The 25,069-nt window shown below is 69.7% G+C and carries 19 protein-coding genes; 10 read left to right on the forward strand and 9 right to left on the reverse strand.

Annotated features, from left to right (window positions below; translation table 11 throughout):
• Positions 1-408 precede the first annotated feature (408 nt).
• Positions 409-858: a PTS glucose transporter subunit IIA gene (locus ACIBU0_RS37160; RefSeq protein WP_398827574.1), complete on the forward strand. Its 450-nt coding sequence runs from the start codon at positions 409-411 to the stop codon at positions 856-858.
• An 82-nt stretch (positions 859-940) separates the two neighbouring features.
• On the forward strand, positions 941-2,611 hold the full coding sequence (gene ptsP, locus ACIBU0_RS37165) for a phosphoenolpyruvate--protein phosphotransferase (protein WP_398827576.1): 1,671 nt from the start codon (positions 941-943) through the stop codon (positions 2,609-2,611).
• Positions 2,612-2,678: 67 nt separating this feature from the next.
• Here the strand turns inward: ptsP and ACIBU0_RS37170 are convergent, their stop codons facing one another.
• Together ACIBU0_RS37170 and ACIBU0_RS37175 are read right to left on the reverse strand one after the other, a co-directional pair.
• Positions 2,679-3,572, reverse strand: coding sequence for a hypothetical protein (locus ACIBU0_RS37170; RefSeq protein WP_398827578.1), 894 nt, complete (start codon positions 3,570-3,572; stop codon positions 2,679-2,681).
• A gap of 182 nt (positions 3,573-3,754) precedes the next feature.
• Entirely contained in the window at positions 3,755-5,722 is a 1,968-nt protein-coding gene (locus ACIBU0_RS37175) for an acetoacetate--CoA ligase (RefSeq protein ID WP_398827580.1), read from the reverse strand.
• Between the two features lie 213 nt (positions 5,723-5,935).
• Between ACIBU0_RS37175 and ACIBU0_RS37180 the strand changes: the two genes are divergently transcribed.
• Complete coding sequence (locus ACIBU0_RS37180) at positions 5,936-8,302, forward strand: TIM-barrel domain-containing protein (protein WP_398827582.1); 2,367 nt, start codon at positions 5,936-5,938, stop codon at positions 8,300-8,302.
• Positions 8,303-8,304: 2 nt separating this feature from the next.
• Here the strand turns inward: ACIBU0_RS37180 and ACIBU0_RS37185 are convergent, their stop codons facing one another.
• On the reverse strand, positions 8,305-8,841 hold the full coding sequence (locus ACIBU0_RS37185; RefSeq protein WP_398827584.1) for an NUDIX domain-containing protein: 537 nt from the start codon (positions 8,839-8,841) through the stop codon (positions 8,305-8,307).
• Between the two features lie 50 nt (positions 8,842-8,891).
• Entirely contained in the window at positions 8,892-9,698 is an 807-nt protein-coding gene (locus ACIBU0_RS37190; protein WP_398827586.1) for a M15 family metallopeptidase, read from the reverse strand.
• Positions 9,699-9,854: 156 nt separating this feature from the next.
• Here ACIBU0_RS37190 and ACIBU0_RS37195 point away from each other — a divergent pair, with 156 nt between their 5' ends.
• From ACIBU0_RS37195 to glpK, 6 genes are all read left to right on the forward strand, one after another.
• On the forward strand, positions 9,855-10,280 hold the full coding sequence (locus ACIBU0_RS37195; RefSeq protein ID WP_398827985.1) for a Zn-ribbon domain-containing OB-fold protein: 426 nt from the start codon (positions 9,855-9,857) through the stop codon (positions 10,278-10,280).
• On the forward strand, positions 10,277-11,467 hold the full coding sequence (locus tag ACIBU0_RS37200) for a lipid-transfer protein (RefSeq protein ID WP_398827588.1): 1,191 nt from the start codon (positions 10,277-10,279) through the stop codon (positions 11,465-11,467). The genes ACIBU0_RS37195 and ACIBU0_RS37200 overlap by 4 nt, the downstream gene beginning before the upstream one ends.
• Positions 11,468-11,634: 167 nt before the next feature.
• On the forward strand, positions 11,635-13,287 hold the full coding sequence (locus tag ACIBU0_RS37205; protein ID WP_398827590.1) for an EAL domain-containing protein: 1,653 nt from the start codon (positions 11,635-11,637) through the stop codon (positions 13,285-13,287).
• Positions 13,284-13,469: a hypothetical protein gene (locus ACIBU0_RS37210; RefSeq protein ID WP_398827592.1), complete on the forward strand. Its 186-nt coding sequence runs from the start codon at positions 13,284-13,286 to the stop codon at positions 13,467-13,469. The genes ACIBU0_RS37205 and ACIBU0_RS37210 overlap by 4 nt, the downstream gene beginning before the upstream one ends.
• 300 nt (positions 13,470-13,769) lie before the next feature.
• A complete protein-coding gene (locus ACIBU0_RS37215) occupies positions 13,770-14,495 on the forward strand; it encodes an MIP/aquaporin family protein (RefSeq protein WP_398827594.1) in 726 nt (241 codons plus the stop codon).
• Positions 14,496-14,517: 22 nt separating this feature from the next.
• Positions 14,518-16,029, forward strand: coding sequence for a glycerol kinase GlpK (gene glpK, locus ACIBU0_RS37220; RefSeq protein WP_398827596.1), 1,512 nt, complete (start codon positions 14,518-14,520; stop codon positions 16,027-16,029).
• An 89-nt stretch (positions 16,030-16,118) separates the two neighbouring features.
• Here glpK and ACIBU0_RS37225 read toward each other — a convergent pair whose 3' ends face one another.
• Genes ACIBU0_RS37225 through ACIBU0_RS37245 form a run of 5 tightly spaced genes read right to left on the reverse strand, consistent with a single transcriptional unit; the run spans position 16,119 to position 24,068 of the window.
• Positions 16,119-16,724 (reverse strand): GTP-binding protein, encoded by a 606-nt coding sequence (locus ACIBU0_RS37225; RefSeq protein WP_398827598.1) that lies wholly within the window; start codon positions 16,722-16,724, stop codon positions 16,119-16,121.
• Entirely contained in the window at positions 16,705-20,355 is a 3,651-nt protein-coding gene (locus ACIBU0_RS37230) for a hydantoinase B/oxoprolinase family protein (protein WP_398827600.1), read from the reverse strand. The genes ACIBU0_RS37225 and ACIBU0_RS37230 overlap by 20 nt, the downstream gene beginning before the upstream one ends.
• A gap of 24 nt (positions 20,356-20,379) precedes the next feature.
• Positions 20,380-20,775 carry a DUF742 domain-containing protein gene (locus tag ACIBU0_RS37235; RefSeq protein ID WP_031486155.1) on the reverse strand — a complete coding sequence of 132 codons (396 nt, stop codon included), beginning with the start codon at positions 20,773-20,775 and terminating at the stop codon, positions 20,380-20,382.
• 9 nt (positions 20,776-20,784) lie between these two features.
• On the reverse strand, positions 20,785-21,222 hold the full coding sequence (locus tag ACIBU0_RS37240) for a roadblock/LC7 domain-containing protein (protein ID WP_398827602.1): 438 nt from the start codon (positions 21,220-21,222) through the stop codon (positions 20,785-20,787).
• Entirely contained in the window at positions 21,219-24,068 is a 2,850-nt protein-coding gene (locus ACIBU0_RS37245; RefSeq protein WP_398827604.1) for a nitrate- and nitrite sensing domain-containing protein, read from the reverse strand. The genes ACIBU0_RS37240 and ACIBU0_RS37245 overlap by 4 nt, the downstream gene beginning before the upstream one ends.
• 421 nt (positions 24,069-24,489) lie before the next feature.
• On the opposite strand from ACIBU0_RS37245, the gene ACIBU0_RS37250 reads away from it, so the two are divergent.
• Complete coding sequence (locus tag ACIBU0_RS37250) at positions 24,490-25,035, forward strand: hypothetical protein (RefSeq protein ID WP_398827606.1); 546 nt, start codon at positions 24,490-24,492, stop codon at positions 25,033-25,035.
• The last annotated feature ends 34 nt before the right edge of the window (positions 25,036-25,069 follow it).

Here is a 25,069-nt window from a genome sequence, read left to right on the forward strand (position 1 = left end):
GGCGTTGACTTTTGGCACGCTGTTGAGTTCTCAAGGAACGGTCGCTTCCTTTGTACTCACCCTCTCGGGCTTTCCTCCGGGCGCTTCCCTTCGGTGTTTCCAACTCTATCAGTGTTTTTCCGTCTCTCTGACCACCGTCTGCAGGCATGCAGAAAGTGACCCCGAGATAGGATCTGACAAGTTGGGTGCTGGCAGGCAAGGACGCTTGGTCGCGTCACTCGGCCCCACGCAGGAGTACGACTGTACACGCGGCCGCAGAGCAGGGGCAAATCGAGATGGGGTATGGTCTAGACCACTTCGCAAGGCGGAGCGGAACCGGCACTTCACGTGACATACGCTGCTGAACAGTGCGCCGTCCGGCACAGGCAGCGACGGCCCATATCGATCTCCACCCCTGGGAGGCTTCCCATGACCACCGTGACGTCCCCGCTGGCAGGACGCGCCGTCGGACTGGCATCCGTACCAGATCCTGTCTTCTCCGGGGCCATGGTCGGCCCGGGCACCGCGATCGACCCCGTGCGTGAGCCCTCCGAGGCTGTGTCGCCCGTTGACGGAGTCATCGTCTCTCTCCATCCGCACGCCTTCGTCGTCGTCGACGAGGAGGGTCATGGTGTGCTCACTCATCTTGGTATCGACACCGTGCAGCTCAACGGCGAGGGCTTCGAGCTGCTCGTGAACAAGGGCGACACCGTGGCGCGCGGCCAGAGCATCGTGCGCTGGAACCCGGCGGCGGTCGAAGAAGCCGGCAAGTCCCCGGTGTGCCCGATCGTGGCGCTCGAGGCCACGGCCGAGGCCCTCTCCGATCTGCGTGATGACGGCGATGTGAAGTCCGGCGACAGTCTCTTCGTCTGGAAGTGACACCGGCGCCGTCCTACGACGGCAAGTAGGGACGACAACCACCGCGGCGGCGGGACCCGCCGCACTATCGGAGACGGGTGAGATGGAGACAACGCTGCGAGGCGTCGGCGTGAGCCACGGTGTGGCGATCGGCGAGGTTCGGCACATGGGAACGGCGGTCCTCGAGCCGCCTGCCAAGCAGATTCCGGCCGAGGATGCGGAGCGTGAACAGGGGCGCGCTCGCAAGGCCGTGGAAGCTGTGGCAGCAGACCTGATGGCACGCGGCAATCTGGCGGGGGGCGAAGCCCAGGCCGTACTCGAGGCCCAGGCGATGATGGCCCAGGACCCCGAGCTGATGGCGGACGTGGACCGCCGTATCGCCGTCGGCAGCACGGCCGAGCGTGCCGTGTACGACGCCTTCGCCGCGTACCGCGAGCTGCTGGCGGGTGCCGGTGAGTACCTTGCCGGCCGTGTGGCCGACCTCGATGACGTGCGGAATCGTATCGTCGCTCGTTTGCTCGGGGTTCCGATGCCGGGTGTCCCGGACAGCGACGAGCCCTATGTCCTGGTCGCGCGGGACCTCGCCCCGGCCGACACGGCGCTGCTGGACCCGGCCCTCGTCCTCGGCTTCGTCACCGAGGAGGGTGGGCCCACCAGCCACAGCGCGATTCTGGCCCGGGCGCTCGGGGTCCCGGCCGTGGTCGCGCTGCCGGGTGCCGGTGAGCTCGCCGAGGGCACGGTCATCGCCGTGGACGGCAGCACCGGTGACATCTTCGTGAACCCCAGCGAAGAGAAGAAGGCCGAGTTGGAAGCGGCTGCCGCCGCGCGCAAGGCCGCGCTCGCGGCGTCCACGGGTCCGGGTGCCACGGCCGACGGCCACAAGGTGCCGTTGCTGGCCAACGTCGGCGGGCCGTCCGACGTGGCGGCCGCAGTCGAGGCGGGTGCTGAGGGCGTCGGTCTGTTCCGCACCGAGTTCCTCTTCCTCGACGACAGCAAGAAGGCGCCGTCGGAGGAGAAGCAGGTCGAGGCCTACCGGCAGGTTCTCGAAGCCTTCCCCGAGGGCCGGGTCGTCGTACGCGTCCTGGACGCGGGTGCGGACAAGCCGCTCGACTTCCTGACGCCGGCCGACGAGCCGAACCCCGCCCTGGGTGTGCGCGGTCTGAGGACGCTGCTGGACCACCCCGAGGTGCTGCGCACGCAGCTGACGGCACTCGCGAAGGCTGCGGAGGGGCTGCCCGTCTACCTCGAGGTCATGGCCCCGATGGTGGCGGACCGCACCGATGCGAAGGCGTTCGCGGACGCGTGCCGTGCGGCCGGGCTGCAGGCGAAGTTCGGAGCGATGGTGGAGATTCCGTCGGCCGCACTGCGGGCGCGTTCGATCCTGCAGGAGGTCGAATTCCTGTCGCTGGGCACGAACGACCTCGCGCAGTACACCTTTGCCGCGGACCGGCAGGTGGGTGCGGTGTCCCGTCTGCAGGATCCATGGCAGCCCGCGCTGCTCGACCTGGTCGCGCTGTCGGCCGAGGCGGCGAAGGCCGAGGGCAAGAGCTGCGGTGTCTGTGGTGAGGCGGCGTCCGACCCGCTGCTGGCATGTGTGCTGACCGGTCTGGGTGTCACCTCCCTGTCCATGGGCTCGGCTTCGATTCCTTATGTCCGCGCGACGCTGGCGAAGTTCACGCTGGCCCAGTGTGAGCGTGCCGCTGCAGCGGCACGGGCGGCGGACAGTGCCGAAGAGGCGCGCAACGCGGCTCAGGCGGTGCTGTCCGGCGAATAGCGGAGCCGGCGGGCTGCGTGGCGATCTTGTGGGGCGCTCCACCTACGGGTGGGGCGCCCCCTTGCGCTCAGTGGTCGTGACCCCGAGTCGCCTCCTCATCGCCGAGATGCGGTGGCACGCAGTAGTCGACGCCCGATTCCGGGCCGATGATGTCTCCGGATTCGATGTCGGTGCAGTAGGCGTCGAAGACCTCGCCTGCCGTGAGAGGTTCCAGACCGTCTGCACGCAGGCGCCATCCGTAGATGCGGTCGGACGTGCCGGGGGCGCTGGTGCGCATGACGAGTCCGCCGGGGCTCTTGGTGGCGAGGCCGAGGGCGAGAACCGTCGTGAACTCCAGGGCTTCCGCCTCGTCGAGGTGTGTGGCGCCCGGGGTGCTTTCGTCGGCGTGCAGGACGGCGACGAGTGTTTCCGGCGTCCCCGTCACGCTGCACACGAGGTGTCGGCTTCCCGGCTGGGCCGTGTCGAGGATCCGGACGAGGAGGCTCGAGGCACGGACGAAGGCCGCGCGGCCGATGTCCTCGCCGCAGGTGGCGCAGGTGCCGAGTCGCGCCAGGAGTGTGGATGCGTACTCCCAGGTGGCTTGTCGGACGGCTTCGTCGACGAGCGCCGGCACGAGCTCTGCCAGGGGCTGCCCCTCGTAGGGGACGGTGGGTCCGGTGCTCGCGAGTTCGGCGGTGAAGCGGGTGCGGCTCGACGGGACGTCGGGGTCGAGGCCCGTTTCCGCGCAGAACTCTGCGTATTCCTGTGGATCGAAGAGAGCGATCGTCGTATGGCTGCCCTGGGAGGCCCGCGTCCTGAGGAGGGCTTCCACCTGTTCCAGATACTTCTTGTGGTCGTCGAAGGTGAAGCTGCGGTAGCACCGCATGGCACGGAAGTCGTGCTCGTCGGTCAGCAGGCCGATCGTGCCGGCGATTTCGCGGCGCAGGACGCGTCGCATCGTCTGGTGGTCGGTGTGCGCCATCTTTCCCCCTGTGCGCAGTCGATCAATGCTCACTCACAGTAACCGGGGGTACTGACAATGGCGTGGGGCTGAGGTCCCTGCGGACCCGAGCAGCCGGTATTCGCGCAGGTCGGACAGGTGGGGTCCGTCGACCGGCCTCGAAGTTCGGCGTCGGTGAAGACTCCGAGGCCGGTGCGCGTCGGTCAGTCGCGCTTGCGGGCGAGTTCCTCGTAGAAGTGCAGCAGGTCGAGGTTGTCGATGGAACCCGGATTGACCGCCTTCTCAAGGGGTGTGCCCTGCAGGAGACGCTTGACCGGGACCTCGATGCGCTTTCCGGTGAGGGTGTGTGGGACGCCGGGGACCTCGATGATCTCGTCGGGGACGTGACGTGGTGAGAGCTGTTCGCGGATGGTCTGTTTGATGCGGTTCAAGAGAGTCTCGTCGAGCACGGCTCCTGGGACCAGGTGCACGAACAAGGGCATCCAGTAGCCGCCGTCGGGCTGCTCGATGCCGATGACGAGGGATTCCTTGATCTCGGGGAGTCGCTCCACGGCTTCGTAGATGTCGGCCGACCCCATGCGGACGCCCTGGCGGTTGAGTGTCGAGTCGGAGCGGCCGTGGATGACGACGGAGCCGCGTGAGGTCACGGTGATCCAGTCGCCGTGGCGCCACACGCCGGGATATGTGTCGAAGTAGCTGTCGTGGTACCGGCTGCCGTCCGGGTCGTTCCAGAAGTAGATCGGCATGGACGGCATGGGGTTGGTGACCACGAGCTCGCCCACCTCGTCGATGAGGGGCTTTCCGCTGGGGTCCCAGGACTGCAGGTCGGTGCCGAGGCTGGGGGCCTGGAGTTCGCCGATGTACACGGGCAGCGTGGGCACGGCTCCCGCGAAGCAGGAGCACACGTCGGTACCGCCGCTGACGGAGGCGATCCAGAGGTCGTCGCGGACCTTGTCGTGCAGCCAGCGGAAGCCGTCGGGTGGCAGCGGTGACCCTGTGGTGGCGACGCATTGCACCTTGGAGAGGTCGAAGTCGCGGGCGGGGCGCACCTCGGCCTTGCGGCAGGCCATGACGTACGCGGCCGAGGTTCCGTAGAGAGTGGCTCCCGTGCGTTCGGCGACTCGCCACTGGGCGCCCGTGTCGGGATAGCCCGGGCTGCCGTCGTAGAGGACGATCGTGGTGCCGGTGAGCAGGCCGGAGACGAGGAAGTTCCACATCATCCAGCCCGTCGAGGTGTACCAGAAGAAACGGTCCTCGGGGCCGAGGTCGCAGTGCAGACCGAGTTGTTTGAGGTGCTCGACGAGGATGCCGCCCTGGGACTGGACGATGGCCTTGGGCAGGCCGGTCGTGCCGGAGGAGTAGAGCACCCAGAGGGGGTGGTCGAAGGGCACTTGCTCGAAGACGGGTTCGATGTCGGCTGCGGTGAGGGCCGACCACTCCAGTGCGCCCTCGGGGGCCTCTGTGCCGAGGAGGGGAATGTGCACTACGGCGCGCAGGGTGGGCAGTTCGTGGCGGAGTTCGGCGACGATGTCGTGGCGGTCGTGCGCCTTGCCGCCGTAGCGGTAGCCGTCGACGGTGAACAGGACGACCGGTTCGACCTGCTGGAATCGGTCGAGGACGCTGCGGGCGCCGAAGTCGGGGGCGCAGGAGGTCCAGACGCCTCCGACGGCGGCCGTGGCGAGGAGGGCGACGACGGCCTGCGGGATGTTCGGGAGGTAGCCGCTGACGCGGTCTCCGGGGCGTACGCCGAGGGCGCGCAGCTCGGCAGCGAGGGAGCCGACCTGGCGGCGCAGCTCGGACCAGGTCACGGGGCGGGGTTCGTGGGATTCGTCGACGTACAGGAGCGCCGGGTCGTCGGCGCGGGTCGCCGCGGCGCGCAGGGCGTGCTCGGCGTAGTTCAGGGTGGCGCCGGGGAACCATTGGGCGCCGGGCATGGCGCGGTCGCCCAGCACGCGCGCGTACGGGGTGGAGAAGCGTACGTCGAACCACTCGGTGACGGCTTTCCAGAAGGTGTCCAGTTCGTCGACCGACCAGCGGTGCAGGGCCGCATATCCGCCCTCGGCGGGGGCACCGTGGTTCTCTGCGGCCCAGGCCTGGAACCTGGTGACTTGCGCCTGCGCGATGCGCTGCGCATCTGGCTGCCAGAGCGGCTGAGGATTCACGGTCGACATTGGGGCGGCTCCTGGACTGTGCGCGTCGTGTGCGTCTTCCACGCACGGCTGGGGTGTGCGCGTGACGCGGATGACACGGACGATGCCATGTGATCGACTTCTGCACCAGGGTGCGCTCCACATAGTCCGTGTCGTGAAGATGTGGTCCCGACACGGGTGAACGGAAGTTGAACGGCACGCGGGCGTGGGGCAGTGAATGGCAGGCTGAGCAGCATGGACGGTCGTGACCTGGTGCGTTCGATAATGGCGGTCGGTTCTGTGGGAGCGGCCCAGGGGTTGCGTACCGTACAAGCGGCGTGGCGCAGGAAGCGCGCCGACGCGGTGGGGCTGCCGCCTCGGGGGGCCGAGCGCGCTCGGGTTCCAGGGACCGTGCAGGAGGTGCAGCCCGGTCCGGGCGGGGGCGTCATACGGTTCGGCCGGTCCGAGTTGCGCGTCATCGTCACCGTGAACGGGGCCGTCTTCTGGGGCTGGGACGGTGCCGCTCCCGAGCCGTCGTACGCGCTCGCGGGCCGCTGTCCCGAACCGGATCCCAGGGCCGTGCTGGAGCCGGACAAGGACGGTGGCTGGCGGGTCGTGGCCGAGCGGGTGACGGTCGTGGTGTCACGGCACGGCGCGGTCGAGGTACAGACTCCGGGTGGTGTGACACTGCGCCGCGATCTGCCGCCGCGTTGGTGGGAGCCGGTCGGCGGTGGGCCGGCACGCTGGATGCAGCGGTCGGAGGTGGCCGCGGACGCACGGTTCTTCGGGCTGGGCGGCCGGGCGTCGGGGCCGCGGCTGAAGGACGGGACGTACAGGCTCTGGAACACCGACCCGGGCCATGCGTTCGGCCCTGACGACGACCCGCTGTACATCACCATGCCGGTACAGCTGGTGGTGGCCGACGCGGCCACGCACCTGGTGTTCCACGACACCTCGTGGGACGGCACGGTGACACTGCGCGAGGGCGAGGAGGGCGCCGGTTCCGGGCATGACCGCGCGGGGACCAGCGAGCTGAGGATGGACGGGGGTCCGCTGCGCTGCTGGGTGATGGTGGGCACTCCCGCGCGCGTGCTGCTCGTCTGGGCCTCCCTCACCGGCGCTGCCGCGCTGCCGCCCACGTGGGCGCTGGGCCATCATCACGCGCGGTGGGGCTTCGGCAGTGAGCAGGAGGTGCGGCGGATCGTTTCGGGTTACCAGGAGCGGGACCTGCCGCTGGACGCGGTCCATCTGGACATCGACCACTACGACGAACATCAGGTGTTCACGGTCGATCAGGAGCGCTTCCCGAAACTGCCGCAGCTGGCAGAGGACTTGCGGCGGGACGGGATCCGCCTGGTGTCGATCGTCGACCCGGCGGTCAAGGCCACGCCGGGCAATTCCGTGTACGACAGCGGGACCGCCGGGGACGTGTTCGTCCGGGACGCCTCGGGGCGACTCTTTCGCGGAGTGGTCTGGCCAGGCGAGGCGGTGTTCCCCGACTTCACGCACGGGCGCGTGCGGCAGTGGTGGGGCGGTCTGTACGAGGAGCGGCTGGGGCAGGGTTTCTCGGGTTTCTGGCATGACATGAACGAGCCGACGTCCTTCGCTGCCTTCGGGGAGTCGACTCTGCCTCGTTCGGCCCGGCATTCTCTGGAAGGGCGGGACGGGGATCATCAGGAGGCGCACAACGTCTACGGCCTGTGCATGGCCATGGCGGGATACGAGGGGCTGCGCGTACTCGTGCCCGGGGAGCGCCCTTTCGTGTTCTCCCGCTCGGGATGGGCCGGCATGCAGCGCTACGGGGGCACCTGGTCCGGTGATGTGGCCACGGGCTGGCCAGGGCTGCGGGCGGCGCTGTCGCTGGTCATGGGCCTCGGGCTGTGCGGGGTGCCCTACTCGGGGCCGGATGTGGGCGGGTTCGATGGGAGTCCTTCGCCGGAGCTGTATCTGCGGTGGTTCCAGTTGGCCGCGTATCTGCCGCTGTTCCGTACGCACGCGAGTCTGCGGGCGGGGCGCAGGGAACCTTGGGAGTTCGGTTCCGAGGTGCTGGAGCACGCGCGCGTGGCGCTCGTCGAGCGCCGGAGGCTGCTTCCGTACTTCGTGACACTGGCACACCTGGCCCGGCGGACAGGGGCACCGTATGTGCGTCCGCTGTGGTGGCCGGCACCTGAGGAGCGCGCTCTGCGCGACTGCGAGGATGCGTTTCTGCTGGGCGATTGTCTGCTGGTGGCTCCGGTACTGGATCCGGGCGCTCAGCGGCGCACGGTGCAGCTGCCGCGAGGGCGCTGGTACGACACGGTGACGGAGCGGGCGTATGAGGGACCGGGGCAGGTGCTCGTCGAGGCGCCCCTGTCCCGGATCCCGGTACTCGCGCGCGCGGGTGCCGTCGTCCCCGTACGTGGGGACGACGGCGGGCTGGAACTGGAGGTGTGGGCGCCCGCCCCGGGACGTACCGGGGGCGGGCTGGTCGTGCCGGATGCGGGTGACGGCTGGGACGAACCGGAGATCGAGCGCTACGTCACCCGTTGGGAGGGCGGAAAGCTGATCGTCGAGCGGGAGCACGAGGACGGCGTGATCACGTCACCCCGTCCGGTGCGTATACGAGGGCTCGGCGAGCGGTGAGCTCAGAGGTAACGGCCCTCGAAGAACGCCCGTACGGCCAGGGTGTGCAGCGGGAAGGCCAGCTCCTCCGGCCTGCGCAGGAGGTGCCAGCCTTCGGTCTCGTCCGTGGCGGCCGACGTCGGCAGACGGTCGGCGGGCCGTTCCGGAAGGAGGCCGAACAGCAGCAGGTGCCCGTCGGGAGAGCTCATGGCGTCGACGAGGCGTACATCGCGGCCGGCCGCGTCGATACCGGTCTCTTCCTTGAGTTCTCGGACGACGGCCTGCCGCCAGTCCTCGCGGTCGTCGATGTAGCCCCCGGGGAGGGCGATGCCTCCGCGCGCGGGGCCGACAGTGCGCGTGATGACGACCAGGGCGGTGCCCTTGGTGTCGTACACGGGCTGCAGCGCGATCGCTACCGGCAGCGGGTTGCGGTAGGCCACGGTGCCGCATGCCGGGCAGGTGCGGGGCCAGCCGGAGACGCCCTCTCCGTAGGGCGCGCCGCAGCTCGAACAGTGGGAGCCTGCTGCGGAGTTGGGGCCGGAGTGCTGAGTTTCGGACACGCGGCGGACTGTATCCGATCAGGGGAAGGGCGTCTTCCGGGGGCCGGTCACTACTGCCGGGCGAGGGATTTCCAGGACACGGGGAAGTCGAAGTAGGTGTCCGGGTAGGGCTCCGGCTTGTAGGTGTAGTGCCACCACTCTTCGGCGAGGTTCACGAATCCGAGGGCTTCAAGGGTGTTCTTGAGCAGCAGCCGGTTGGCACGCTGTTCGCCCTGAATGCGCGGGTCGAGGGTGTGCGAGAGGGTGTCGAAGCAGTCGAAGCCGGTGCCCATGTCGACGGAGTTGTCGGGGAAGCGCTCGCTTCTGGGTGCGTAGCAGGGCACGAGGGGCTCTCCCGGTACGTACGGCCGGGTGGGCTTCGCCGGCAGCCGGACGATCGTCAGATCCATGGTGGAGCCGCGGCTGTGGCCGGATTTCTCCGCGATGTAACCGTCCACGAACAGACGGGTCTTGTCGACGTTCGGGTAGAACTCGTCCTTCATGGCCTGGTCGTCGAGGTCCTCGGCCCAACGCACGAAGTGGTCGACGGCGCGCTGCGGCCGGTAACAGTCGTACACCTTGAGCGTGTAGCCCTGGCGCAGCAATTGCTTCTGGGCTTTGTGGAGCGCTTCGGCTGCGGGCCGGGTCAGGATGCAGAGGGGCTGCCGGTAGCCGTCGATGCGCTCGCCCACGAAGTTGTGCGGGGTGAAGTACCGCATCTCCTGGAGGATGGTTGGATCCATGGTTCTCAGCGCCACGAAGTCCTTGGGCGCTCTGGGCTCGGTCTTCGCCTGGGCGGTGGCGGGAGCTGCGGTCACGGCCAGCAAGGTGGCGAGCGTGGTGACCAGTCCCCGTACCGCGGTGGAGAGTCGTGTCATGTCTCCTGCATCTATCAGGAATGTGTTCCGCCGGGGAAGCGATCGGATGCAGTCCGGTGGTCGGGCCGCCCTGCCGCTTTCCGGTCGCACGTGGCACACTTCTGACATCCCGTCAGATCCTTGCCAGGAGGGGCTATGCCGCGCACGCGTACACCTGTGGTCGCCGGGTGGTTCGCCGGTGACGAGGGCGATTTCCGGCTCCTCGGCACCCGTTGCTCGATCTGCACGTCGGTCTTCTTTCCCCGCGAGGACACTCACTGCCGCAACCCGGGCTGCCCTGGCGGCGACTTGGAGGAGGTGCCGCTCTCACGGCGCGGACGCGTCTGGTCGTACACAGACAGCCGGTACCGGCCTCCGTCACCCTATGTGACCGACCCGGAACTTCCATGGGAGCCGTACACGTTGATCGCTGTGGAGCTGGCAGCCGAGCGCCTCGTGGTGCTCGGGCAGGCGGTTCCCGGGGTCACCGTCGCCGATCTGACGGTGGGCATGGAGGTGGAGGTCGTTCCGGGCGTCCTGCATGAGGACGCGGAGACGACCTGGACGACGTGGCAGTGGCGGCCGACGGGGGTGACGGCATGACGGAAGACGTGGCGGTACTCGGGGTGGGCATGCATCCCTGGGGGAAGTGGGGGCGCAGTTTCGTCGAGTACGGGGCGTTGGCGGCCCGCGCGGCACTTGCCGATGCGGGCCTGGAGTGGCGGGACATCGGGTCGATCGTCGGCGCGGACACCGTGCGGGGCGGTTATCCGGGGTATGTCGCCGGGGCGACGTTCGCAAAGGCGCTCGGCTGGCAGGGCGCACGGGTCACGAGCGTGTACGCGGCGTGCGCGTCCGGGGCGCAGGCCGTCAACACCGCGCGGGCTCAGATACTTTCGGGGCTGGCGGATGCGGTGCTGGTGGTAGGTGCGGATGCGGCACCCAAGGGGTTCTTCCGGCCGGCGGGCGGCGACCGGCCGGACGACCCGGACTGGCTGCGTTTCCGCGTCCTCGGCGCGACCAATCCGGCCTACTTCGGGCTGTACGCGCGCCGCCGGATGGCCGTGCACGGGGACACACCGGAGGACTTCGCCCAGGTCAAGGTGAAGAACGCCGCGATCGGCGCGCTGAATCCCTATGCGCGATACCGCAAACGGGTCACCGCCGACGAGGTCGCCGCGTCCGCCGTGGTCGCCGATCCCCTGCGCCTGCTCGACATCTGCGCGACCTCGGACGGAGGGGCGGCGATCGTGCTGGCCGGCATGGAGTTCGCACGTCGGTACGGCGCCAGGGATCCCGTACGGATCCGGGCAGTGTCGACAGTGACACCCCGTTACCCCACCACCGTCCTGGATCTGCCCGACATGGCGACGGACTCGGCGGTGGCGGTGCAACCGGCGGCCGAGACGTTCCGGGAGTCGATCGCGCACGCGGCCTACGACGAAGCGGGTATCGGTCCGGAGGAGCTCTCCTTCGCTGAGATCTACGACCTGTCCACCGCTCTGGAGTTGCAGTGGTACGAGGATCTGGGGCTGTGCGGCGAAGGAGAGGCCGCGAAGCTGCTGCGGGAGGGCGCGACGACACTGGGCGGACGCATACCCGTGAACGTGAGCGGCGGGCTGGCTTCCTTCGGGGAGGCGGTACCGGCCCAGGCGATCGCCCAGGTCTGCGAGCTCACCTGGCAGTTGAGAGGCGATGCGGGCGACCGGCAGGTCACCGGGGCTCGCGTGGGGATCGCGGCGAACCAGGGGCTGTTCGGGCACGGATCGGCGTTGATCGCGGTGCGGTGATGCGGCGACGGCGTCGGGCATGCGCGCGTGGACGTGCGAGCGACCTCACCGTCGTACAACCTAGGACGGCACGGCGGGTTGCTACGCACTGTGACCAACCCGGAAACCTGCGTGAACGTCTCATGAACTGGGCTCGGGCGTGCTCCGGCGGTCGCCATCATGCTCCCGTGGACTCCTGGACGGATACTCTCCGCTTCGCTTTCCAACCGGTGGTCAACCTGACGACCGGAGGAGTCGCAGGCCTGGAGATACTCGCCCGCCCGGAGACCGGCGACGTCCTGGCCGAGGCCCGCCGCGATCCTGAACTCGACGGGCGGCTCGCCACATTGGCTTTCCGCGCGGCGGCGCGCAAGGAGACGTTGCTGCCTCTGTACGTCAACGTGTTCGCCGGGACCCTTGCCGACCTCGGTGGGCTCACACCGCTGCACGACGCCGTGCGTGCCGCTGGGCGGCTGCCATGGGAGGTGACGATCGACATCGGCCCGCCGTACACGCATGTGCCTCAGCGTGCGTTGCTGGAGGCGATCGGCTCGCTGCGGGACCAGGGGTTCCGGATCAGCGCGGATGGCGTCGGCGACGGGGACGTGCCGCTGCGGCTGCTCACCGACATGGTGCCTGACCTGCTGAAACTCGACGCCTCCATGCTGACGCGCCCGGCTGCGGTGCGAGGCATGCGAACGCTGTGCGATGAGTTGGCAGCCCTGCTGTGTATCGAGGGCGTGGAGACGGAGCTGCAGTGCGCATCCGCCCAGTCGGCCGGTGCGCAGCTGGCTCAGGGGGAGCTGTTCGCTCCACCGGCTCGGCTGCCCGCGGCGGAGGTGTACGTTCCGCCGCGCTCCCCCGGACCCGCGGTGACGCCACGCTCGGGGCCGTCGGTGCTGGAGTTCGTGCGGCCGGCCGCCCTGCTGCCCGCCGCCGCGTCCGCAGGCCAGGTGCGGGCGCTGCTGACCGGCTCGCCGGACGTGTCCGGGGTGCTGCTGGTGGACGCGGGCGGCGTGCCGGTGCGGTCGGTGCACCGCTCGCGCTTCCTGCTGTCCATGTCGGGCCGCTACGGCCATGCCCTGTACGCCGACCGGCCCGCGGCCAAGCTCGGAGATCCGCCGCGCACGGTGGGCGTCGACGCCACCGCGTGGGAGGTACTGGACGTGGTCGCCGTCGGCGGGCGCGACCGCACGTCGGACGATGTGGCCGTGGTCGACCGGTACGGCCGGTGTGTGGGCGTCGTACGGCTCGCCGACCTCGTGCGTGCGCTCGCCGAGACGCGGGTCGAGGAGGCCGCGGGGCTCAATCCCCTGACCCGGCTGCCGGGGTCCGACGCGATCACCGGTGAGGTGGACCGGCGGATCGCGGACGGGCGGATGTTCGCGCTGAGCTGGCTGGACGTGGACGACTTCAAGCAGGTCAACGACGGTGCCGGCTTCGCCGCGGGCGACGAGCTGATCAGGTCGGTCGGACGGGCGCTGCAGCACGCGGCGTCCGGCAGCACCCGAGTGGGTCACATCGGCGGAGACGACTTTCTCGTGCTCGCTGATCCGGAAGGGCTGAGCCCGCTGGCCGCCTCCGTGCTGGACGCGCCCTGGTCCGCCGGCGGGCGTCCCGTCACGCTGTCCCTGGCCACGGTCCTGTGCGAGCCCGGGAGTGTGACGGACCACCGGCAGGCGGCCGCCTGTCTGGCTCCCCTGAAGAAGGCCGCGAAGTCGCTCAACGGGGCGAGCTGGGTGCTGGGCCGCGCGGGGCTGTCCGGGCACGAGGTCCTGCGCGGTGTGGCGGCGGAGCCGGCCCGGGCCGAGTGGGCGGTGGCGGACCCGGGTAAGGGGTGAGACTCTTTTCCTACCAGGTCGGCGGTGCCGAACGGCGTCCGTACGGCCTCAGCACAGCCATGGCCTTGGACCCCTGCCGGGTCCAGCAGGAACTGGCCTCTCCTGCCGGCCTCAGCAGGGCCTCGGTGTCCGTCCTCTACCCGAACGGGCGTGCCACGAGCCGCGTCGGCGACGGTCCGTGACCCGTCGGTGCGCCCCCAACCAGTGGCGTCGGCGACCTTGACGCCCCCTGGACACCGGTGAACACTTCCCGGTGTCGGTCGACATCGCCGTACATTCTCGGCGTATCCACGCACTGCGCCGCGCGGTTCCGCCTGCACCAAGGCGCCTTCCCCCACGGGCGAGTCGGCTGCGACGGCACGCTCGTCACGGACGCCGGGCGGGGCGCGGGACATCCCTGCCCCCGGCTGAAGTCGCCATGGGAAACGCACCCCGCACGGAGAACCGGGGCCGATCGTCCCGGCCAGGGCCTAGGAGCCGCCATGAGCAACGGAGACGTATTTCTCGGTGAGGTCATCGGTACTGCGATTCTGATCCTCTTCGGGGCCGGAGTGGTGGCCGCCGTCGTACTCAACTACTCAAAGGCGAAGGACGCGGGCTGGATCGTCATCACGTTCGGCTGGGGATTCGGCGTGATGGCCGGCGCCTACACCGCCGCGCCGCTGTCCGGAGGGCACCTCAACCCGGCCGTGACGCTCGGGATCGCCATCGACACCGGGGACTGGGACCAGGTCCCGGTCTACATCGCCGGGCAGATGGTCGGCGCGATGCTCGGCGCGGTCCTGTGCTGGCTGGTCTATTTCGCCCAGTTCCAGGCCAACGCCGACGACGACATCGCTCAGCCGACCCTCGGGATCTTCTCCACGGCGCCCGCGATCCGCAATCCCGTGGCGAACCTGATCACCGAGATCATCGCGACCGTCGCGCTGGTTCTGCCGATCCTAGCGTTCGGCCTGACCGAAGGACTGGGCGAGTCCGGCACCGCGATTCTGATCGTCTCGTTCCTGGTGGTCGGCATCGGTCTGTCGCTCGGCGGGCCCACGGGATACGCCATCAACCCGGCCCGTGACCTGGGCCCGCGCATCACCCACGCCTTGCTCCCGATCCCCAACAAGGGCACCTCGGACTGGGGTTACGCGTGGATCCCGGTGGTGGGACCGCTGATCGGCGGGGCACTGTCCGGGCTCATCTTCAACGCAGCCTTCTGAAGGAACCGACGAAGGGGACGTCATGACGGACAAGTTCGTCGCCGCTATCGACCAGGGCACCACCTCCAGCCGCTGCATCATCTTCAACCAGGACGGCGCCATCGTGGCCGTCGACCAGCGTGAGCACCGCCAGATCTTCCCCAAGCCGGGCTGGGTGGAGCACGACGCGACCGAGATCTGGTCCAAGGTGCAGGCGGTGGTCGCCGGTGCGATCGCCAAGGCCGGACTGCGTGCCGACCAGCTCAGCGCACTCGGCATCACCAACCAGCGCGAGACGACCGTCCTGTGGGACCGTGCGACGGGCAAGCCGGTGCACAACGCGATCGTGTGGCAGGACACACGTACCGCGGCGCTGTGCAACCAACTCGGCGGCCCGGACGGGCAGGATCGTTTCCGTGAGCAGACCGGGCTGCCACTGGCCAGCTACTTCTCCGGGCCCAAGGCTGCCTGGCTGCTGGACAACGTGCCGGGCCTCAGGAACCGCGCCGAGAACGGCGAGATCGCCTTCGGCACCATCGACTCCTGGCTGATCTGGAACCTCACCGGCGGCACCGACGGCGGACACCACGTCACCGACGTGACGAACGCCGGACGCACCATGCTGATGAACCTGGAGACCCTCCAGTGGGACTCCTCGATCCTGTCCGCCATGAACGTGCCCGAGGCGGTCCTGCCGGAGATCAGGTCCTCCGCCGAGGTGTACGGGACCGCCGTCGGCCAGCTGTCCGGCGTGCCCGTCGCCTCTGCGCTGGGCGACCAGCAGGCGGCCGTGTTCGGGCAGGCCTGCTACGACGTGGGCACGGCGAAGAACACCTACGGCACGGGCAGCTTCCTGCTGCTCAACACGGGCAACCGGCCGGTGCCGTCGAAGAGCGGACTGCTGACGACCATGGGCTACAAGATCGGCAGCGAGGCGCCCGTGTACTGCCTGGAGGGGGCGATAGCCATAACGGGCGCGCTGGTCCAATGGTTCCGCGACCAGCTCGGCATTATCCGCACCGCCGACGAGATCGAGCCCTTGGCGGCAAGCGTCGAGGACAACGGCGGCGCATACATCGTGCCGGCCTTCTCCGGACTGTTCGCGCCGTACTGGCGTTCCGACGCGCGCGGTGTCATCACCGGACTGACGCGGTACGTCACGAAGGCGCACCTCGCGCGCGCGGTGCTGGAGGCGACGAGCTGGCAGACCCGCGAGGTCGTGGAGGCCATGTACCAGGACTCCGGGGTGCAGATCACGACCCTGAAGGTCGACGGCGGCATGACGAAGAACAACCTGCTCATGCAGCATCAGGCGGACGTGCTCGATGTGCCGGTGATCAGGCCCAAGGTCTCCGAGACGACCTGCCTGGGTGCCGCGTACGCGGCGGGGCTGGCCACCGGGGTGTGGAACGACCTGGACGAGCTCAAGGCGCACTGGGCGAAGGACGCCGAGTGGACGCCCGCCATGCCCGCCGAGGTACGCGACCGCGAGTACCACAACTGGCGCAAGGCGGTGGAGAAGAGCTTCGGCTGGGAAGAGGACGGCGACAACTGACCGTGCCCCCATGAGCCACGGCCCGTACCCCGGTCGGCGGGGGTACGGGCCGTGCGGGTGGGGTGGAAGTCACGGTTGTGCGGTAGGCGTCAGGTGGTCACGGTCTGGCGGCGGTCCGCCTGATAGGCCATCGCGTGCTGGACGACGCCGATCAGGACTTCCTTGACGGACTCACGGTCGCGGGCGTCGCAGAGCAGCAGCGGGACGTCGTCGTCGAGGTCGAGGGCCTGCCGGACGTCTTCCGCCGGGTAGCGGGCCGCTCCCTCGAAACAGTTGACGCCGACGAGGAAGGGTATGGAGCGCCGTTCGAAGTAGTCGACGGCCGCGAAGCAGTCCTCGAGGCGGCGGGTGTCGGCGAGGACGACGGCACCGAGCGCGCCCTCGGAGAGCTCGTCCCACATGAACCAGAACCGCTCCTGGCCGGGCGTGCCGAAGAGGTACAGGACCAGGTCCTCGCGCAGGGTGATACGGCCGAAGTCCATGGCCACGGTGGTGGTGCGCTTGCCCTCGACACCGCTCGTGTCGTCGACCGGGCGTCCGGCCTCGGTGAGCAGTTCCTCGGTGCGCAGCGGCCTGATCTCGCTGACCGCGCCGACGAGGGTGGTCTTGCCCACGCCGAAGCCGCCGGCCACGAGGATCTTGAGCGTGACGGGCTCGACCGGAGGCTTCCCGCGCTCAGAACGCCCGAAGATCATCGATCTCTTCTCCTGCTTGATGGGGGTCGCGCGACGGTGGGCCGTAGCCTCCGCCGCCGGGGGTTTCGATGACGAGTACGTCGCCGGGTGCGACGTCCGTGGAGTCGCTGCCGCCGAGCGCGGTGACCGTGCCGTCCGCGCGTTCCACGCGGTTGGCTCCCAGCGCTCCGGTCGCACCGCCCGCCATGCCGTACGGCGGGACCCTGCGGTGCTGTGACAGCGTGGAGACGGTCATGGGCTCGTGGAACCGGATGCGGCGTACGGCGCCGTCGCCACCGCGCCACCGCCCCGCGCCACCGCTGCCGCGTCGTACGGCGAACTCGTCGAGCTGCACGGGCAGGCGCCACTCCAGCACTTCTGGATCGGTGAGCCGCGAGTTGGTCATGTGGGTCTGGACGACGGGCGCACCGGGGAACCCGTCGCCCGCGCCGGATCCGGAGGCGACGGTCTCGTAGTACTGGTGGCGCTCATTGCCGAAGGTGACGTTGTTCATGGTCCCGGAGCCCTCGGCCTGGACCCCGAGTGCGGCGTAGAGAGCGCCGGTGATCGCCTGGGAGGTCTCCACGTTGCCCGCGACGACCGCTGCCGGGGGTTCGGGCGCCAGCATGGAACCGGGCGGCACGATGATCCGCAGCGGTCGCAGACAGCCGTCGTTGAGCGGGATGTCGCCGGCTACGAGCGTGCGGAAGACGTAGAGCACTGCGGCGTTGACGACCGAGAAGGGGGCGTTGAAGTTCGTGGCCAGCTGCGGGGACGTGCCGGTGAAGTCGACGGTGGCGCTGCGCTTCTCGCGGTCCACGCGCACGCGTACCCGGATGACGGCGCCGGAGTCGGTCTCGTAGGCGTACTCACCGTCGTCGAGGGCGTCGATGACCCGGCGCACCGCTTCCTCGGCGTTGTCCTGGACGTGCTTCATGTACGCCTGGACGACGTCGAGGCCGAAGTTCTCGATCATGCGGGCGACTTCGTCCACGCCCTTCTGATTGGCGGCGATCTGGGCGCGCAGGTCGGCGAGGTTGGTCCTCGGGTTGCGGGAGGGGTAGGGCGCCTCGGTGAGCAGGCGGAGGGTCTCCTCCTCGCGGAAGCGGCCGTTCTCGGCGAGCAGCCAGTTGTCGAAGAGGATTCCCTCTTCTTCGAGCGTGCGGCTGTCGGCGGGCATGGAGCCGGGCGCGATGCCGCCGATCTCGGCGTGGTGGCCGCGTGAGGCGACGTAGAAGAGGATCTCCGGCTCACGCTCCGTGTCCACCGTGCCTCCCGTGCCGAAGACCGGGGTGATCACGGTGACGTCGGGCAGGTGGGTGCCGCCGTGGTAGGGGTCGTTGACGGCGTAGGTGTCGCCGGGGCTCATCCGAGCGCCTCGACGCCGGATGACCTCCTTGACGCTCGTGCCCATCGAGCCCAGGTGGACGGGGATGTGCGGGGCGTTGGCCACCAGGTTCCCGTCCGGGTCGAAGAGCGCGCAGGAGAAGTCCAGACGCTCCTTGATGTTGACGGACTGGGCCGTGGATTCCAGCCGGGCACCCATCTGTTCGGCAATGGACATGAAGAGGTTGTTGAAGACCTCAAGAAGAACCGGGTCGGCTTTCGTGTCGAGATCGGAACTCTGCGTAACCGCCACGCGTTCCATGACCAGATGCCCGTCGTCGGTCGTCGCCGCTTGCCAGCCGTCGTCGACGACGGTCGTCGCACTGGCCTCGGTGATGATCGCCGGGCCGGTGACGGTTTCGCCGGGAGGCAGATCCTCGCGGCGATAAAGGGGTACGTCGCGCCAGGTGCCGCCCGTGTGGAGGCGGACGGTCTCCGGGGCGGCGAGGCGGGCTTCAGGGGCTGCGTCGTAGAGGGCGAGAGCGGAGAGATCGGGGGGTTCGGTGATGCCGGTGGCTTCGACGGAGAGGGCTTCGACGACGATCGGGCGGTCGAGGGTGAAGGAGTACGTGGCGCGATGACGTTCTTCGAAGGCGCGCCTCATGATGTCGGGCTCGGTGAGCTCGACGGTGAGGGTGGTGTCGGTGCCGTCGTAGCGGAGCTGGGCGCGGCGGGTGACGGTGATGCGGTCCTCGGGGATGTCCTCGTCGAGGAGTTCGGCCCGGGCGGCGGCTTGCAGGTCGTCCGCCGTCTTGAGGACGCCGGGCATCGAGGCGGCCTGCAGGGGTGCCTCGACGGACTGTTCGCGCATGGCCGTGGTGTCGGCGAGGCCGATGCCGAGGGCGGAGAGAACACCGGCCATGGGCGGCACGAGGACGGTGCGGATGCCGAGGGAGTCGGCGACCATGCACGCGTGCTGACCGCCGGCGCCGCCGAAGGTGGTGAGGGCGTAGCGGGTGACGTCGTGGCCCTTCTGGACGGAGATCCGCTTCACGGCGTTGGCGATGTTGGCGACCGCGATCTGCAGGTAGCCCTCGGCGACCTGTTCGGGGGTGCGGTCGTCGCCGGTCTGCTCGCGGATCTCGCGCGTGAGCGCGGCGAAGCGGTCACGGACGAGTGCGGCGTCGAGGGGCTGGTCGCCGTCGGGGCCGAACACCCTGGGAAAGTGGGCGGGTTGGATGCGGCCGAGCATGACGTTGGCGTCGGTGACGGCGAGCGGGCCGCCGCCCCGGTAGCAGGCGGGTCCCGGGTCCGCGCCCGCCGAGTCCGGCCCTACGCGGTAGCGGGAGCCGTCGAAGTGGAGGACGGAGCCGCCTCCGGCCGCGACGGTGTGGATGTCCAGCATGGGCGCGCGCAGCCGGACGCCGGCGATCTGCGTGGTGAAGACCCGTTCGTACTCGCCCGCGAAGTGCGAGACGTCGGTGGACGTGCCGCCCATGTCGAAGCCGATGACGCGGTCGAAGCCGGCGATCTGGGACATGCGGGCCATGCCGACGATGCCGCCCGCGGGGCCGGACAGGATGGCGTCCTTGCCGCGGAACTGCCCGGCTTCGGCGAGACCGCCGTTGGACTGCATGAACATCAGCCGTACGCCTTCGAGCTCGTCGGCGACGTGCCGGACGTAGCGGCGCAGCACGGGCGAGAGGTAGGCGTCGACGACGGCGGTGTCCCCGCGCGGGACGAGTTTCATCAGAGGGCTGACCTCGCTGGACAGCGAGATCTGCGGGAAGCCGATGCGGGCGGCGAGCTCGCCGACGGCCTGTTCGTGCGCGGGGTGGAGGTGGCTGTGCATGCAGACCACGGCGACGGCGCGGATGCCGTCGTCGTACGCCTCCTGGAGCGGGCCGGCGAGCGCGTCCAGATCGGGCTCGTGCAGGACGGTGCCGTCGGCGGCGATGCGCTCATCGACCTCGAAGACGCGTTCGTACAGCAGCTCGGGGAGTTCGATCCGGCGGGCGAAGATGCGGGGTCGGTTCTGGTAGGCGATGCGCAGTGCGTCGCGGAAGCCGCGGGTGATGACCAGCAGCGTCCGCTCGCCCTTGCGCTCGAGGAGGGCGTTCGTGGCGACGGTCGTGCCCATGCGGACGGCCTCGATGGAGTCCTGGGAGCCCGCCAGGAGGTCGCGCACGCCCGCCACGGCCGCGTCGGAGTATCGCGCCGGGTTCTCCGACAGAAGCTTGTGCGTCAGCAGCCGGCCGTCCGGGCGTCGCGCGACGATGTCCGTGAACGTGCCGCCTCGGTCGACCCAGAACTGCCAGCCTGTCACGTCACTACCCCGCTTCCGCGCTGCTCACAGCGCCCGCAGGCCGTTGATCACGTCACGCAGAATACTCTCGTCGACCAGCTCCGCAGGTGGTACGGGCCGGTTCACATGGACGAATTCCCCGTCCACGAGGTCCCCGACGAGGACCCGTACGACTCCGATGGGCAGGTCGAGTTCGGCGGAGAGTTCGGCGACGGACTGGGGGGCGTCACGGCACAGATCGACGATGTCCACGTGTTCCGGGGACAGTGTCGAGTCCGCTTCCGGGTCGTCCGCGTGCGGCTCGGCCACGACCACCGCGATCAGGTCGAGGCGGTGCTGGGCCGCACTGGTGGTGCGGCCGCGCGTCATGGCGTACGGGCGGACGACCGGTCCGGCCTCGTCGTCGAACCAGTGGCTTCTTCCCTGACCCTCAGCGCTCATGCCATCCCACTACCCGCCCGAGGGCAGATCGGTGCGCGGAGCGGTGCCCAGATGCACGCCGACCCGCTTGACGAGGAGCGTCATCTCGTACGCGACCTGGCCGACGTCCGAGTCGGCGTTCGAGAGCACCGCGAGGCAGCTGCCGTCACCGGCGGCCGTCACGAACAGGAAGGCGTCGTCGAGCTCGACGACCGTCTGCCGGACACTGCCCGCCTCGAAATGGCGGCCCACACCCTTGGCGAGGCTGTGGAACCCGGACGCGACGGCAGCCAGGTGCTCGCTGTCCTCGCGGGTCAGGTCCTTGGACACCCCCGTCGGCAGGCCGTCGCCGGAGAGGACGACGGCCTTGCGGATGCTGGCGACGCGGTCCACCAGGTCGTCGAGGAGCCAGTTGAGCTCGCCGGCCTGGTTGGTCGCGGTGTGGCCGGTCGCCTTCGGTGCGGTCATCGACCGTCCCCCTTAGTTGTTCCTTGTGGTGCTGTGCCGCTCTGGGCGTCGTCGCCCGCGGCGTTCTCCTGGCGGCCGCGCTGCCAGCCGCGCTGGAGCGAGGCCATTCGGCTGCGTACCTCGCCCGCGTCCCGCTCGGCGAGCTCCGTCCCCTCCTCGGTGCGCCGAGCGGGGCCCTGTTTGAGCTGCGGAGCCAGGCTGGCCTGCCGTACGCGCCGGGGCAGCGGCGCCGTGCCGGATCCGGTCTCCCCCTGCGCGGCAGCCGTGCGCGGGACGGTGTCGTCGGGGCCGCCCGACGCGAGCGCGGGCCGTCGTGTGCGCCTGGGGAGAGCCGCGGGCTCCGGCCGCTCGGCGAGGTCGTTGCCGGTGGGCGAGGTGCCGGCGCGGTCACCGGTCCGGTTCGGGGCGCCGGGCAGGTCGCCGTGGGATCCGGTACCCCGCCGACGGGTCGGCAGCGGAGCGAGGCCGTCCGGCTCCGGGCGGTTCGGGCCTGTGGGGGGCGCCGTGTCCGCCTCCTCTCGCCGGGAGCGCTGCTCCGTGACCGGGCGTCCGTGCGAACTGACCAGCTTGGGTGTCCTGCGGCGGGGCAGCGGGACGGGGGCGCTCATGTCGGCGTCCGGGTCGGCGCGGTCCGGTCCGCGATGGATGCTGGGGACCGCGTGGGCGGCGTCGTGCGGGCCTTTCGCCTCCTTCTCCACCTCGGCGAGGCTGCGACGGGGGCGGAAGAGGCCGCCGCGTTCGCCGTCCTCTTCGTCGAGGGCATCCGGGAAATCGCTGAGGGCATCGAGATCGACGGGGGCCTCCAGCTCGACCGGGCCGTCCAGGAGCGAGGCGGGGAGGCCGGGCACGCGGGCCGGCACCTGGGCGAGGGCGGCGCGGCGCGACTCCTCCAGTTCGGCCTCTTTCGAGGGCGCGGGCCGGTCGAGACGGAATCCGATGCCGTTGGTGTCAGGGACGTCGTCGGTGAGCAGGGTGTCGGGGATGAAGACGACGGCGGTGGTGCCGCCGTACGGCGACGGCTGCAGCGAGACGCGGACGTTCTGCCGCTGGGCCAGCCGGCTGACCACGAACAGACCTAGCCGGTCGGTGTCGGACAGTTCGAACTCGGGCGTCTCGGCGAGTCGGAGGTTGGCGTCCAGCAGGGCGTCGGCCGCCATGCCGAGGCCGCGGTCGTGGATTTCGAGGGTGAAGCCGTTGGCGACCCGTTCGCCCAGGACCTGGACGGCGGTGTGCGGCGGGGAGAACACCGTGGCGTTCTCCAGGAGTTCGGCCACGAGGTGGGTGATGTCCGCGACCGCCGGTCCGGTGACGGCCACCCGGGGCAGCCGACGGACCTCGATGCGCTCGTAGTCCTCGACCTCGGCGACGGCGGCGCGCACGACGTCCATGAGCTGGACGGGCTTGCGCCACTGCCGGGAGGGGGCGGCGCCGGAGAGGATCACCAGGCCCTCGGCGTGCCGCCGCATGCGGGTGGTCAGGTGGTCGAGGCGGAACAGGTCGGCGAGTTCGTCGGTGTCCTCGGTCCGGCGTTCCATGGTGTCGAGGAGGGTGAGCTGCTTGTGGAGGAGGACCTGGCTGCGGCGGGCGAGGTTGACGAAGACCTCGGACACACCGGCGCGCAGTTCGGCCTGCTTGACGGCGGCTTCGACGGCGGCGCGCTGCAGGGTGTTGAGGGCCTGTCCGACTTCGCCGATCTCGTTCTTGTCGTACTCCAGGCGGGGGACCTCGGTCTCCACGTCGACCTGTTCGCCGGCGGAGAGGCGGCGCATCACGCTGGGCAGCCGTACACCGGACGCCTCGTGGGCCTCGAGTCGCAACTGCCGCAGGTCGCGGACGAGTCCGCGGCCGATGCGCACGGACAGGAAGAGCGAGAACAGCAGGGCGAGCAGACCGAGGACACCGGCGATCGCCGCCTTCAGGATGACGCCCATGGCGACGGGGCTGACGCGCTCCTGATAGCGCGCGCCGGCGTCGTCGTTGAGTTTGCTGAGTTCGTCGAGGACGCTGCCGGCGGCGGTGTCCCAGTGCTTGGCGTCGACCGTGCTGGGCTTGCCGGGCTGGGAGGCGATGACGGCCTGTTCGGCGGCGCGCAGCGGAGCGGTGGACGCGTTCTTCCAGAAGCGCTCGTAGCGTTCGCGTTCGGAGGAGGGCAGGTCCGTCAGGCTCATCTCGTACATGAGCGTGCGCTGCGCGATGAGATCGGAGACATGGCGTATCTCGTCCCGCGAGAGCTTCCCGACCACGAGGGCGGAACTGAGCAACGCGTCCTCGCGGGAGAGGAGTTCCCGGGCGCGGGTGACGTTGAGGAGGGCACGGGCCTGCTTGTCCATCGCCACGTTGTCGACGCCGTCGAGGGAGGCCAGGAGGGCGTAGCAGGGGTCCACGAGAAGGTTGTACTGGTTGAGGGCCTCGGCGCGGGTCACCGTGCCGTCCTCGACGCTGCGACGCAGGGGGTTGATGCCGTCGAAGGCGTCCAGTACGGCGGTGAGACGCTCGCTGTCGCCCTGGTCCAACCCGTCGCGGACGTCGGGGTCCTTGGCGTTCTTGCGGATCTCGGCGACGGCTGCGTCGGTGGCCTTCCGGGTGACCCGCAGCGCGGACAGCGCGTCCGAGGCCCGGCGGTCGGAGAGATAGACCAGCGCCTGACGGCGTTCCTGCTGCAGTACGCGGACCGCGTCCTCGGTGGAGTAGCCGATCTTCTCGACGAGGGACGACACCGTGAACAGCTGGGCCACACCTCGCCCCGTGAGTACCGTGGCGAAGCCCCAGATCGCGGTCAGGGACACCAGCGGCACGAGAAGCAGCGCCACCATCTTCCGGCGGATCGACTTCCCGCGAAAGTGCATGGCCTCCCCCAGCTCAAACCCCCATCGATCAGGGGGCACACATGTGCGTCAACAATGGGCGCGAGCCTACTACCGACGCACAAGTAACTCGAAGAGACATCCGGAATCTGAACTTCCGCGCTGGTGGCGAGACATGGGGAGTTGTCCGGCCATTGCGGGAGATTGCCTCCCGCAAACCCTGGGCACCCCGGAGGGCGGATCCGGCCGCATCTCCAGGTCAGTTGGCCGGAACTTTATCCTTCTCGGGAATCTTCGGCACGCGTCGATCGTCCTTCTCTACGGGAGATGGGGGCGGAATGGGCCACAGGAGCCGCATCCCGCCCCTGGGCGGCGTAAAACAGCGCAAGCCGGGCAGCCAACGGGGAGCAAAGTCTTCGGACACGGTGCGGGCGGTCTGCCGGTGGTGGGGAGTGACACGGTGATGGGCACGGCGGAGAGGTGCGACACGACCGAGGAAGGCGCGACGGCGCATGTGACGGCGCGGCGCGGCCCCGAAGCACTGGATCGCGACATTCCCGCGGGCGGACGCGAGGCGACGAGCGGCCGTGCCGACAGGCCGGCCCAAGAGCCGTCGGCCTACCGGCCGTTGTGGGTGACCGAGCCCGCCCGCCGGCGCCGGATGCCGGATCCGGTGCGCACGGCGGCAGTACGGGCGGTACTGATCATCGCGGTGACCCTGATCCAGGCGATGGTCGCCTTTCTGAGCACTCTGGCCGGGTCGTGGCTGGCGTTCCCGATGGTGATCAGCAGCGTGGTCAGCACAGTGGTGGCCACCTGGGGCGCTCTCGACGTCTGGGTGACCCGCCAGGTGTGGAACCAGCGCCATGGCGTGGTCTCGACACCCAGCAGCACAGCGCGCGCCCTGCGACGCGAGCGGCGCCGAGCGCGACGGCAGGCGCGGCAGGCCGAGCGCACGCAGAAGCGAATACGCCGCCGTGGTGGGGCCGGCCAGTTGTCGCACCCCTGAGCCCGATGGAACTCGAGGCGCGGCACAGCCGACG

This window comes from Streptomyces sp. NPDC049627, assembly GCF_044465645.1.
Lineage (GTDB): Bacteria > Actinomycetota > Actinomycetes > Streptomycetales > Streptomycetaceae > Streptomyces.

Excerpts from the sequence above, each read along its gene's own strand:
- ACIBU0_RS37200 (WP_398827588.1), top strand. The coding sequence starts at position 10,277 with ATGACGGAAGACGTGGCGGTACTCGGGGTGGGCATGCATCCCTGGGGG.
- ACIBU0_RS37190 (WP_398827586.1), bottom strand. The coding sequence starts at position 9,698 with ATGACACGACTCTCCACCGCGGTACGGGGACTGGTCACCACGCTCGCC.
- ptsP (WP_398827576.1), top strand. The coding sequence starts at position 941 with ATGGAGACAACGCTGCGAGGCGTCGGCGTGAGCCACGGTGTGGCGATC.
- ACIBU0_RS37215 (WP_398827594.1), top strand. The coding sequence starts at position 13,770 with ATGAGCAACGGAGACGTATTTCTCGGTGAGGTCATCGGTACTGCGATT.
- ACIBU0_RS37175 (WP_398827580.1), bottom strand. The coding sequence starts at position 5,722 with ATGTCGACCGTGAATCCTCAGCCGCTCTGGCAGCCAGATGCGCAGCGC.
- glpK (WP_398827596.1), top strand. The coding sequence starts at position 14,518 with ATGACGGACAAGTTCGTCGCCGCTATCGACCAGGGCACCACCTCCAGC.
- ACIBU0_RS37240 (WP_398827602.1), bottom strand. The coding sequence starts at position 21,222 with ATGACCGCACCGAAGGCGACCGGCCACACCGCGACCAACCAGGCCGGC.
- ACIBU0_RS37170 (WP_398827578.1), bottom strand. The coding sequence starts at position 3,572 with ATGGCGCACACCGACCACCAGACGATGCGACGCGTCCTGCGCCGCGAA.
- ACIBU0_RS37160 (WP_398827574.1), top strand. The coding sequence starts at position 409 with ATGACCACCGTGACGTCCCCGCTGGCAGGACGCGCCGTCGGACTGGCA.
- ACIBU0_RS37235 (WP_031486155.1), bottom strand. The coding sequence starts at position 20,775 with ATGAGCGCTGAGGGTCAGGGAAGAAGCCACTGGTTCGACGACGAGGCC.
- ACIBU0_RS37250 (WP_398827606.1), top strand. The coding sequence starts at position 24,490 with ATGGGCACGGCGGAGAGGTGCGACACGACCGAGGAAGGCGCGACGGCG.
- ACIBU0_RS37180 (WP_398827582.1), top strand. The coding sequence starts at position 5,936 with ATGGACGGTCGTGACCTGGTGCGTTCGATAATGGCGGTCGGTTCTGTG.
- ACIBU0_RS37245 (WP_398827604.1), bottom strand. The coding sequence starts at position 24,068 with ATGCACTTTCGCGGGAAGTCGATCCGCCGGAAGATGGTGGCGCTGCTT.
- ACIBU0_RS37225 (WP_398827598.1), bottom strand. The coding sequence starts at position 16,724 with ATGATCTTCGGGCGTTCTGAGCGCGGGAAGCCTCCGGTCGAGCCCGTC.